The sequence below is a fragment of the Roseovarius sp. JB2-10 genome (genome assembly GCF_055693585.1).
Map to the genome: position 1 here is coordinate 2,543,214 of NZ_CM146337.1, position 11,612 is coordinate 2,554,825.

At 59.3% G+C, this 11,612-nt stretch carries 12 protein-coding genes; all 12 read left to right on the forward strand.

The window, feature by feature from the left end:
- The first annotated feature begins 1 nt into the window (after position 1).
- The 12 genes from nuoI (at position 2) to ACZ1HJ_RS12835 (ending at position 11,610) form a co-directional block, all read left to right on the forward strand.
- Complete coding sequence (gene nuoI, locus ACZ1HJ_RS12780; protein ID WP_472719046.1) at positions 2 to 496, forward strand: NADH-quinone oxidoreductase subunit NuoI; 495 nt, start codon at positions 2 to 4, stop codon at positions 494 to 496.
- Positions 493 to 885, forward strand: a complete 393-nt coding sequence (locus ACZ1HJ_RS12785; protein WP_472719047.1) for a carboxymuconolactone decarboxylase family protein — start codon at positions 493 to 495, stop codon at positions 883 to 885. The genes nuoI and ACZ1HJ_RS12785 overlap by 4 nt, the downstream gene beginning before the upstream one ends.
- The gene (locus ACZ1HJ_RS12790) at positions 878 to 1,291 is read left to right on the forward strand and encodes a carboxymuconolactone decarboxylase family protein (RefSeq protein WP_472722207.1); all 414 of its coding nucleotides are present in this window, start codon (positions 878 to 880) and stop codon (positions 1,289 to 1,291) included. Before ACZ1HJ_RS12785 ends, ACZ1HJ_RS12790 begins: the two co-directional genes overlap by 8 nt.
- The gene (locus ACZ1HJ_RS12795) at positions 1,288 to 1,896 is read left to right on the forward strand and encodes an NADH-quinone oxidoreductase subunit J (protein WP_472719048.1); all 609 of its coding nucleotides are present in this window, start codon (positions 1,288 to 1,290) and stop codon (positions 1,894 to 1,896) included. Before ACZ1HJ_RS12790 ends, ACZ1HJ_RS12795 begins: the two co-directional genes overlap by 4 nt.
- A gap of 109 nt (positions 1,897 to 2,005) precedes the next feature.
- A complete protein-coding gene (nuoK, locus tag ACZ1HJ_RS12800) occupies positions 2,006 to 2,311 on the forward strand; it encodes an NADH-quinone oxidoreductase subunit NuoK (RefSeq protein ID WP_299848573.1) in 306 nt (101 codons plus the stop codon).
- A 4-nt stretch (positions 2,312 to 2,315) separates the two neighbouring features.
- Positions 2,316 to 4,445 carry an NADH-quinone oxidoreductase subunit L gene (nuoL, locus tag ACZ1HJ_RS12805; RefSeq protein WP_472719049.1) on the forward strand — a complete coding sequence of 710 codons (2,130 nt, stop codon included), beginning with the start codon at positions 2,316 to 2,318 and terminating at the stop codon, positions 4,443 to 4,445.
- Positions 4,438 to 5,985: an NADH-quinone oxidoreductase subunit M gene (locus ACZ1HJ_RS12810; protein WP_472719050.1), complete on the forward strand. Its 1,548-nt coding sequence runs from the start codon at positions 4,438 to 4,440 to the stop codon at positions 5,983 to 5,985. The genes nuoL and ACZ1HJ_RS12810 overlap by 8 nt, the downstream gene beginning before the upstream one ends.
- A gap of 14 nt (positions 5,986 to 5,999) precedes the next feature.
- On the forward strand, positions 6,000 to 7,436 hold the full coding sequence (gene nuoN / locus ACZ1HJ_RS12815; protein ID WP_472719051.1) for an NADH-quinone oxidoreductase subunit NuoN: 1,437 nt from the start codon (positions 6,000 to 6,002) through the stop codon (positions 7,434 to 7,436).
- 14 nt (positions 7,437 to 7,450) lie between these two features.
- Positions 7,451 to 8,203: a biotin--[acetyl-CoA-carboxylase] ligase gene (locus tag ACZ1HJ_RS12820; protein ID WP_472719052.1), complete on the forward strand. Its 753-nt coding sequence runs from the start codon at positions 7,451 to 7,453 to the stop codon at positions 8,201 to 8,203.
- A gap of 14 nt (positions 8,204 to 8,217) precedes the next feature.
- The gene (locus ACZ1HJ_RS12825) at positions 8,218 to 8,988 is read left to right on the forward strand and encodes a type III pantothenate kinase (RefSeq protein WP_472719053.1); all 771 of its coding nucleotides are present in this window, start codon (positions 8,218 to 8,220) and stop codon (positions 8,986 to 8,988) included.
- A 6-nt stretch (positions 8,989 to 8,994) separates the two neighbouring features.
- The gene (locus ACZ1HJ_RS12830) at positions 8,995 to 10,665 is read left to right on the forward strand and encodes a ribonuclease J (RefSeq protein ID WP_472719054.1); all 1,671 of its coding nucleotides are present in this window, start codon (positions 8,995 to 8,997) and stop codon (positions 10,663 to 10,665) included.
- 102 nt (positions 10,666 to 10,767) lie between these two features.
- Positions 10,768 to 11,610: a HalD/BesD family halogenase gene (locus ACZ1HJ_RS12835; RefSeq protein WP_472719055.1), complete on the forward strand. Its 843-nt coding sequence runs from the start codon at positions 10,768 to 10,770 to the stop codon at positions 11,608 to 11,610.
- The last annotated feature ends 2 nt before the right edge of the window (positions 11,611 to 11,612 follow it).

Sequence of the window (11,612 nt, forward strand, 5' to 3'; positions counted from 1 at the left end):
GATGGCGAACATAGATTACGGACGCGCGGCGGGGTATTTCCTGCTGACGGACTTCATCAAGGGTTTCAAACTGGGGCTGAAGTATTTCTTTGCCCCCAAGGCCACGCTGAACTACCCGCATGAAAAGGGGCCTTTGAGCCCACGGTTCCGTGGCGAACATGCGCTGCGCCGCTATCCCAACGGCGAAGAACGCTGTATTGCCTGCAAACTCTGCGAGGCGATCTGCCCGGCGCAGGCCATCACCATCGATGCCGAGCCGCGTGATGACGGCAGCCGCCGCACCACGCGTTATGACATCGACATGACGAAATGCATCTATTGCGGATTCTGTCAGGAGGCCTGTCCGGTCGACGCCATCGTCGAAGGGCCAAATTTCGAATTCGCCACCGAGACCCGTGAAGAGCTTTTCTACGACAAGGCCAAGCTTCTGGAGAACGGCGAACGTTGGGAAGCCGAAATTGCCCGTAACCTGGAACTGGACGCGCCGTACCGATGAACAATTCTGACGCCTATACCCGTGGCAAGGCGATGGCCGAAGCTACCAATCCGGGGATCGAAAGTGCTCTGGCGGAGCGCTATGATGCGGTTCTGCCGGGATTTTCGACCACGATGATGGAAGTGGCCTTTGGACACTACTACACGCGGGACGGGCTGGACGATAAAACACGGTATCTTGCAACGGTGGCGGGCTTGGCAGCTCTTGGAGGGCAGACTGGCCCGCAATTGAAAGTCCATATCCGAAACGCTCTGCGGTCCGGCGCAACTTGTCGCGAGGTCGCAGAGGTGATCAACCAGATGGCGCTCTATGGCGGCTTTCCGGCGATGATCAACGCGCTGAACGTCGCCCTAGAAGTGTTCGGCGAAGAGGAATTTGATGATGTCTGACACCAGCAACCCTTTTGCCGCCATGATGGCCCAGGCCCAGGAAATGGCCAAGGCGATGAACCCGTCGCTTGAGAGTTTCTCACCCAAGGGGTTCGAGAACCTGTGGCCGACCATGCCCAAGGAATTCATGGAGATGGCCTTTGGCAAGGGCATGAGCAAAAACGGGCTGGACGCCAAGACGCGGTTGCTGATCACGCTGTCGGGCCTGACAATGCTGGGCGCGCAGAGCGATACACAGATCCGGATGACCGTGCGGCACGCGCTTGAGGCCGGGGCCACCAAGGATGAGATTGCCGAGACCATCGGGATGATGTCGATGTTTGCGGGCCTGCCGTCGATGACCCGCGCGATGGAAATTGCGCGTGATGTTCTGGACGAGCATGAGGATGAGGGAAGAGACACATGACCATCGCCGCCTTCTGTTTTTATCTCTTTGCGGTCTCGCTGCTGGTGGGCGGGCTCTTTACCGTCATCAGCCGCAACCCGGTGCATTCGGTCCTCTGGCTGATCCTCTCGTTCATCAGTGCCGCGGGTCTTTTCGTGCTGTTGGGCGCGGAATTCGTGGCGATGCTGCTGATCATTGTTTACGTGGGCGCCGTCGCGGTCCTCTTCCTCTTCGTGGTGATGATGCTTGATGTGGATTTTGCGGAACTGAAGGCCGAAATGGCCAAATACATGCCGCTGGCCATCCTGATCGGGATGATCCTTTTGATGCAGTTTGGCCTGGCCTACGGCGTCTGGGAAACATCGACGGGGGCAGACGCGGCCCGCGCCGCACCGACGCCGGACGGGGTGGAAAATACCGCCGCTCTGGGCCTCTTGCTCTACGATAAATACTTCCTGCTCTTCCAACTGGCCGGTCTGATCCTGCTGGTTGCGATGATCGGGGCGATTGTCCTGACCCTGCGCCACCGCAGTGACGTCAAGCGCCAGAACGTGCTGGCCCAGATGTACCGCGATCCGGCCAAGGCGATGGAACTCAAGGACGTGAAACCGGGGCAGGGGCTGTGATGCGGCGTCTGGTCCTCGGGGGCATATTGGCCATGTTCAGCCTGGTCACAATAACAACACTATATCACGGCGCCTATTCGCCCGTGATGATCGTACACTGAGGGACGACATGATTGGTTTGGAACATTATTTGACGGTGGCGGCAGCCTTGTTCGTCATCGGCATTTTCGGCCTCTTCCTCAACCGGAAGAACGTCATCATCCTGCTGATGTCGATCGAGTTGATGCTCCTTTCGGTCAATATCAACCTCGTTGCCTTCTCGTCCTACGCGGGCGATCTGGTGGGGCAGGTCTTTACCCTCTTCGTGCTGACCGTGGCCGCCGCCGAGGCCGCGATTGGTCTGGCCATTCTGGTCTGCTTCTTCCGGAACCGCGGCACGATTGCGGTCGAAGACGTCAACGTGATGAAGGGCTGATATAATGGAAAAAATCATCCTCTTTGCGCCCCTGATTGGCGCCATCATCGCGGGCTTTGGCTGGCGGATCATCGGCGACAAGGGCGCGCAATGGGTGACCACGGGTCTCTTGTTCCTCTGCGCCTTGCTCAGCTGGATCGTTTTCCTGGGCCATGACGGTACGACCGAATACATCCACGTTCTGGACTGGATCCAATCCGGCACGCTCGACACCGCCTGGGCCATCCGCGTGGACCGCCTGACCGCAACCATGCTGATCGTGGTCACGACCGTCTCGGCCCTCGTCCACCTTTATTCCATGGGCTACATGGCCCATGACAGCCAGTTCAACGAAGAAACCGAAAGCTACCGCCCCCGGTTCTTTGCCTATCTGAGCCTCTTCACCTTTGCCATGCTGATGCTGGTCACGGCCGACAATCTGGCGCAGATGTTCTTTGGCTGGGAAGGGGTGGGCCTCGCCTCCTACCTCTTGATCGGGTTCTACTATCGCAAGCCAAGTGCTAATGCCGCCGCGATCAAGGCGTTTGTGGTTAACCGCGTGGGTGACTTTGGCTTCGCGCTTGGGATCATGGCGCTCTATTTCCTGACGGACAGCATCAAGTTTGATGACATCTTTGCCGCAGCACCCGAGCTGGCCGAGACACAGCTGACCTTCCTCTGGACGGACTGGAACGCCGCCAACCTGATTGCGTTCCTGTTGTTCGTGGGCGCCATGGGCAAATCGGCGCAGCTCATTCTGCACACTTGGCTGCCGGACGCGATGGAAGGCCCCACACCGGTGTCGGCGCTGATCCATGCCGCAACAATGGTAACGGCGGGTGTCTTCCTCGTCTGCCGCATGTCGCCGCTGATGGAATTCGCGCCCGAAGCGAAGCTCTTCGTCATGTATCTGGGGGCCACAACCGCCTTCTTCGCGGCCACGGTCGGCCTCGTGCAAAACGACATCAAACGCGTCATCGCCTATTCGACCTGTTCACAGCTTGGCTACATGTTCGTGGCTGCGGGTGTGGGTGTCTATTCGGTTGCGATGTTCCACCTCTTCACCCACGCGTTTTTCAAGGCGATGCTCTTTTTGGGCGCGGGTTCGGTCATCCACGGGATGCACCACGAACAGGACATGCGCAATTACGGTGGCCTGAGGAAGAAGCTGCCCTACACCTTCTGGGCGATGATGATCGGCACACTCGCCATCACCGGCGTGGGCATTCCGCTGACCGGCTGGATCGGTTTTGCGGGCTTTGCCTCCAAGGATGCGGTGATTGAAAGTGCCTATGCCTTTGCGCCGAGCGGCTACGCCTTCTGGATGCTGGTCATCGCGGCGCTTTTCACCAGTTTCTACAGCTGGCGGCTGATGTTCCTGACGTTCTATGGCGAGGCGCGCGGCGATAAGCACACGCACGAGCATGCCCATGAAAGCCCGATGGTGATGTTGGTGCCGCTTGGCGTCCTCAGCCTCGGCGCGATCTTTGCCGGTGCAATCTGGTATTCGTCCTTCTTTGGCAAAACGAACGAGGTCGCGTCGTTCTTTGGTGTGCCCTACGCGCAAGAGGCGCATGAGAAGGGGCATGATGACAGCCACAGTGACGATCACGCTAAGGAGGATCATGGCGAGGCCAAGACCGACGGCAAAGAGAAGAGCGAGAAGAAAGCTCATTACGTCTTTGACGGCAAACCGGGCCAGGGCGCGATCTATACCGCCAAGGACAACCACGTGCTGCATGACGCGCATTACGTGCCGAAATGGGTCAAGATCAGCCCGTTCATTGCCATGGTGCTCGGCTTCCTGACCGCCTATTGGTTCTACATCGTGAACCCGGCGCTGCCCAAGAAACTGGCCGAAAACCAGCGCCCACTTTACAACTTCCTGCTTAACAAATGGTACTTTGATGAGATCTACGATTTCCTCTTCGTGCGGCCCGCCAAGGCATTGGGGTCGTTCTTCTGGAAACGGGGTGACGGCAATGTGATCGATGGATCGATCAACGGGATCGCGATGGGGATTATCCCGTTCTTCACGCGCCTCGCGGGCCGCGCGCAATCGGGCTACATCTTCACCTATGCCTTTGCCATGGTCATCGGCATCGCGGTGCTTGTCACCTGGATGAGCTTCACCGGGGGGCCGAGTAATGGATAACCTTCTCTCCATCACAACCTTCATCCCGACGATTGCCGCGCTGATCCTTGGCGTGTTCCTCAGGGGCGAGGATGAGGCCGCGCAGCGCAATGCCAAATGGGTGGCACTGATTGCCACGTCGCTGACTTTCATTGTGTCGCTCTTTATCCTTTTTGGCTTTGATCCAAACAATACCGACTTCCAGTTCGTGGAAGAGCGCGATTGGCTTCTGGGCCTGAAATACAAAATGGGCGTGGACGGGATCAGCGTGCTTTTCGTGCTGCTGACCACCTTCATGATGCCGCTGACGATTGCCGCCTCGTGGAACGTGACCACGCGGGTCAAAGAGTACATGATTGCGTTTCTGGTCTTGGAAACACTGATGTTGGGCGTCTTCATGGCGCTCGATCTGGTGCTGTTTTACCTCTTCTTCGAGGCGGGTCTTATCCCGATGTTCCTGATCATCGGCATCTGGGGCGGCAAGGAACGCATCTACGCCAGCTTCAAGTTCTTCCTCTACACCTTCCTCGGCTCGGTCCTGATGCTGGTTGCGATGGTGGCGATGTTCGCCGATGCGGGGACTACGGACATCCCGACCCTGATGAACCACCAGTTCTCGTCTGACAGCTTCAGTATCTTGGGCGTCTACATCGTGGGCGGCGCACAGACGCTGATGTTCATCGCCTTCTTCGCCAGCTTCGCGGTCAAGATGCCGATGTGGCCGGTACACACATGGCTGCCCGATGCCCACGTGCAGGCGCCCACGGCGGGCTCGGTCGTGCTGGCGGCGATCCTGCTCAAGATGGGCGGCTATGGCTTCCTGCGGTTCAGCCTGCCGATGTTTCCCATCGGGTCCGAGGTGATGACACCGCTGGTCCTGTGGATGTCGGCCATTGCGATTGTCTACACCTCGCTTGTGGCGCTGGCACAGGAAGACATGAAAAAGCTGATTGCCTATTCGTCCGTCGCGCACATGGGATATGTGACCATGGGCATCTTCGCGGCGAACCAGCAGGGGATTGATGGCGCCATCTTTCAGATGATCAGCCACGGCTTTATCTCCGGCGCGCTCTTCCTGTGCGTGGGCGTGATCTATGACCGGATGCACACGCGCGACATTGATGCCTATGGCGGTCTGGTCAACCGGATGCCCGCCTATGCGCTGATCTTCATGCTCTTTACCATGGCCAATGTCGGCCTGCCGGGCACATCGGGGTTCATCGGTGAATTCCTGACGCTGGTCGGTATCTTCCAGGTCAATACCTGGGTGGCCCTGGTGGCCACGTCCGGTGTGATCCTCAGCGCCGCCTATGCACTATGGCTCTATCGCCGTGTGGTCATGGGCGATCTGATCAAAGAGAGCCTGAAATCGATCTCCGACATGGGAACCCGCGAACGGGCGATCTTTGCCCCGCTGGTGGTGATGACCCTGCTCTTGGGCGTCTACCCGGCGCTTGTCACGGATATCATCGGCCCCTCGGTTGAGGCGTTGATTACAAACTACGACACTGCTCTGGCAGACGGCCACGCCGCTCGCCAGTCCGCAGCGGTCGCGCAGTAACGGGAGCCCTGAAAATGATTCAGGCTGATCTGAATATCATCGTGCCGGAGATCGTCTTGTCGGTCTATGCGCTGGCGGCACTTCTGTTCACGGTCTACACCGGCAAGGACAAGATGGCAGGCATGCTGGTCTGGCTAACGGCCGCCCTTTTTGTCGCGATGGCGCTCTTTATCGGGGCCACGGGCAATACCACCCGCGTGGCGTTTGACGGCATGTTTGTCGATGACGGGTTCGCGCGGTTTGCCAAGGTCACGATCCTGCTCAGCGCCGCCGCTGTTCTGGTCATGGGCCAGGAATATATGGCGCGTCGCAATATCCTGCGGTTCGAATATCCGCTGCTGATCGCGTTGGCGGTCGTGGGTATGATGGTGATGGTCAGCGCCGGTGACCTGATGGCGCTCTACATGGGACTCGAACTGCAATCGCTGGCGCTTTATGTCGTGGCGTCGCTGCGCCGCGACAGTGCGAAATCCACCGAAGCGGGCCTCAAGTACTTCGTTCTGGGCGCATTGAGCTCCGGCTTGCTGCTCTATGGGGCTTCGCTGACTTATGGCTATGCGGGCACCACGCTCTTTTCCGGCATCATCGAGGCGGCACAGGGGCAGGCGCCTTTGGGCCTGCTCTTTGGCCTTGTCTTCGTGATCTCAGGTCTGGCCTTCAAAATCAGCGCCGTGCCGTTCCACATGTGGACACCTGACGTCTATCAGGGCGCGCCAACCCCGATCACCGCCTTCTTCGCGACAGCGCCCAAGATGGCGGCCATGGGTCTTTTTGCCCGCGTGGTGCATGACGCCTATGGAGGTGTCGTGGGGGACTGGCAACAGGTCGTGGCACTCCTGAGTGTGCTGTCAATGTTCCTTGGCGCTGTCGCTGCCATTGGCCAGACCGATATCAAACGCCTGATGGCCTATTCCTCGATCGCGCATATGGGCTTTGCCCTGATGGGTCTTGCCGCAGGAACCGCCTTTGGCGTGCAGGCGATGCTGATCTACATGGCGATCTACGTTACAATGAATGTCGGTACCTTTGCCTTCATCCTCAGCATGGAACGGGATGGCCAGCCGGTCACGGATATTGCCAGCCTGAACATGTATTCCAAGGCCCATCCGGCGCGCGCCATGGCGATGCTGGTGCTGCTCTTTAGCCTCGCTGGTGTGCCGCCGCTCCTTGGGTTCTTCGGCAAGTTCTACGTGCTGCGCGCAGCCTATGATGGCGGTCTGGCATGGCTGGCGGTGGCGGGCGTGATCGCCTCGGTGATCGGGGCGTTCTACTACCTGCGGATCGTCTTCTTCATGTATTTCGGTGAGGAGCAGGAAGAACTGGAGACGGCACGCTCACCTGTCCTGTGGAGCCTTTTGATGGTGTCCGCGGTGGTCATGCTGGTTGGGATTATTAACATGTTCGGCGTCGAATCCATTGCGGCCGCCGCGGCGGCCACCCTTGTTAACTAAGCGCTGCGCCCGCCGTGACGGATGATTGGCCCGCAGGGTACGGCCGCCGGGTTCTGGACCGCGTGGACAGCACCAATGCCGAGGCTGCCCGCATTGCCCCTGATCTGACCGGCCCGGAATGGATATTGGCGCTGGAACAGACCGCCGCCCGGGGCCGTCGCGGGCGGGCCTGGGTCAATCCGGTTGGCAATTTCGCGGCCACGCTGGTGATGCATCCGGGCGAGACACCAGACAAGGTGGCCCTGCGCTCCTTCGTGGCGGCACTGGCCTTGAACGATGCGCTGGTCGCAGCGACGGGGCGGACAGAACCATTTACGCTCAAGTGGCCCAACGATGTGCTGCTGAACGGCGGCAAACTGGCCGGGATCCTGTTGGAAAGCGCGGGTGTTGGCGGGCAGCTCACGCATTTTGCCATTGGCATCGGCGTGAACCTCAAATCCGCCCCCGGTTCTACCGAGGTGGAAGAGGGCGCCATGCGCCCCGTCTCCCTCATGTCGGAAACAGGCGTGGACATTACACCGGAAGATTTCCTTGATCTGCTGGCCCCAGCCTATGCCCGATATGAGGCGCAGTTTACCACCTACGGGTTCGATCCCATTCGCACCGCATGGCTCGACCGGGCGGCACGGTTGGGCGAGGTCGTGACCGCAAGAACGTCGCGTGACGAAGTGACCGGCACCTTTGAAACGGTGGACGCGGCGGGCAATCTTGTACTATCTACGGCCAAATCCCGCGTGGCCATTCCGGCCGCGGACGTGTTTTTCTAAAGGGCGAGGGCGCGATGCTTCTGGCAATTGATTGCGGCAACACGAACACTGTCTTTGCCATCTGGGATGGCGAGAAATTTTTGTGCACGCTGCGCACGTCAACCCATCACGCCCGCACGGCGGACGCGTATTTCACCTGGTATTCGACGCTGGTCAAACATTACGGGATCGATGTTGATATCACCGATGTGATCATCTCCTCCACCGTGCCGCGCGTGGTCTTCAACCTGCGCGTCTTTGCGGATCGGTTCTTTGGCTGTCGCCCGATGGTGGTGGGCAAGCCGGAATGCCGCCTGCCAGCAGAACCACGGGTGGACGAAGGCACAATCGTGGGGCCCGACAGGCTGGTCAATGCGGCCGGGGCCTTTGACCGTCACGGGGGCGATTTGATCGTGGTGGATTTCGGCACGGCGACGACGTTCGACGTTGTTTCAAAAGATGGGAATTACATCGGCGGGGTGATCTCACCGGGGGTGAACCTGAGCCTCGAAGCGCTCCATATGGCCGCCGCCGCCTTGCCGCATGTGGACATCTCCAAGCCACAAAAAGTGATTGGAACCAACACGGTAGCTTGCATGCAATCAGGCGTGTTCTGGGGCTATATCGGGCTGGTCAAGGAATGCTGCGCCCGGATCAAAGCCGAGCGTGAGCGCGACATGACGATCATCGGCACGGGCGGCCTTGCGCCGCTCTTTGCCGAGACGGAAGAGCTTTTTGACGTGATAGAAGATGATCTGACGATGCACGGCCTGACCGTGATTCATGAATATAATAAGGAGGGCTAAGGCCCCATGAGCAGTGAAAGACTGATTTACCTGCCCCTCGGCGGGGCGGGCGAGATCGGGATGAACGCCTATGTCTATGGTTATGGCAAACCCGATCAGGAACGCCTGATTCTGGTCGATCTGGGTGTCACGTTTCCCGACATGGATGGCAGCCCGGGGGTGGATCTGATCTTGCCGGATATCACCTGGCTGAGTGCGCGTCGTAACCAGTTGGAGGCCGTGTTCATCACCCACGCGCATGAAGACCATGTGGGTGCGGTGGCGCATTACTACGAAGCGCTCGGCGCGCCGATCTATGCGCGTGCTTTCACAGCCAATATCGCGCGGCGCAAGATGGACGAACATGGCCACCCGGAAAAGGCGGTGCGCACCGTCTCGCCTTGGCCCGAAACCGTTGAGGCGGGGCCGTTCAACGTGGGCTTCGTGCCGATTTCTCATTCCATTCCCGAAAGCTCCGGGCTGGTCATCGACACGCCGGATGGGCGGCTTGTCCATACCGGTGATTTCAAAATGGACACCGACCCGGTGGTGGGGGAACCGTTTGATGCCAGTGTCTGGGAGGACATTGCCAAACCGGGCGTCAAGGCGTTGGTATGCGATTCCACCAATGTGTTCAGCGCCGCAGAGGGCCGGTCGGAATCGAGCGTCGGGCCCGAGATCGAAAAGCTGGTGGCCGGGGCCAAGGGCATGTTCGTCTGCACCACCTTTGCCAGCAACGTGGCGCGCGTGAAAACCCTGGCTGAGGCCGGGGAGCGGGCCGGGCGATCCGTCTGCCTGATGGGCCGCGCGATGCGCCGGATGATCGAGGCCAGCGTTGAAAGCGGCGTGCTCAAAGGGTTTCCGCGCACGGTCAGCCCGGAAGATGCCAAGGAAATCCCGCGCGACAGCCTGATGCTGATCGTGACAGGCAGCCAGGGCGAGCGCCGGGCCGCGAGTGCACAGCTGGCGCAGGGCAAATATATGGGGATCACACTGGCCGAGGGGGACACGTTCCTCTTCTCCTCCAAAACCATCCCGGGCAATGAGCGCGGCGTGATCAGAATAATCAACCAATTCAGTGAGATGGGCGTTGATGTGGTGGATGACACCAGTGGGCTTTACCACGTGTCGGGCCATGCCAACCGCCCCGATCTGGACGCCATGCACAAGCTGATCAAGCCGCAGATGGTGATCCCGATGCATGGCGAACACCGGCATCTGCGTGAACATGTGAAACTGGCAAAGTCGAACCGCCTTTACGGGGTCTTGGCCGTCAACGGCATGATGATGGACCTGAGCCAGAACACCCCCACCGTGGCCGAATATATCGAGACGGGCCGGACCTATCTGGACGGATCGGTCAAGGTGGGCGCGCTGGATGGGGTGATCCGCGACCGGATTCGCATGGCGCTGAACGGGCATGTGATGGTCAATGTCATTCTGGATGAAGACGATGAGCCGTTGGGTGAACCCTGGTGTGAAATCAAAGGCTTACCGGATACTGGTGCCAGCCGCGCACCGCTGGTCGATGTGCTGGAAGAAGACCTGAGCCAGTATCTTGGCCGCGCCGGATCGAAGACGCTGATCGACGATGACAAGCTGGAAGACGGATTGCGCAAGATCGTGCGCCAAAGCGCGCAGGGTGAAATTGGCAAGAAGCCCGAAGTGTCAGTGATCATCAGCCGGCTTTCGGCCTGACCCTTAGGGTTTCCGATTTGCGACATTTCAGATGTCGAAATTGGCGCAGACGGCCCTGATGTCGGGGCGGTTTCATGGACACCGCTACGAAGAGGTGTCCCCATGACGTCCGATGCATCCGACCTGATCGATCTTGCCAGCTATCCCATTCACCGGGATGGGCCTGTGCGCGACAGGCTGCTCACTGATGTCAGGGCCGACTTGGCGCGTGACGGATGTGCGGTCATCAAAGGGTTTTTGACCCAGACCGGTGTGGATGCGTTGACGGAAGAGGCGCAGGGGGTGGCCGATAAAGGGCATAAATCCTTCAACCGGACCAACGCCTATTTCACGCAGGATGATCCGACGCTGCCCGCTGATGATCCGCGCCGGCAATTCTTTGACCGCTCCAACGCTTTCATCCCCGCCGATAATTTCGCCAAGGATGGTCCGTTGCGCCGGGTGCATGACTTCACCGGGTTTGACGAGTTCATCCGCGATTGCCTGCAGGAAGACCGCTTTTACCGCTATGCTGATCCGTTGGCAGATGTGATCGTCAACATGGCCGAAGAAGGCAACGGCTTTCCCTGGCATTTCGATACGAACAACTTCACCGTCACCCTTGCCATTCAGAACGCGGAAGCGGGCGGCGAATTTGAATACGCGCCGGGCATCCGCGAGGGGAACGAGAACTTTGAGGAAGTGGCACGTGTTCTTAACGGCACTTCTGACAAGGTCACGGTGCTGGAACTTGAACCCGGCGACCTGCAGCTCTTTCGCGGTCGCTATTCGCTGCACCGGGTGGCACCGCTCAAGGGAAAACGCCCGCGCTTCGTGGCAATTTTTTCCTATGTGGAAGAGCCCGATATGGTAGGCGCTCCGGAACGCACCCAACAGCTTTACGGTCGGACCCTGCCGATCCATCACGAACGGGCAGGGCACCGGGCGGATCAGTTCATCGACTGATG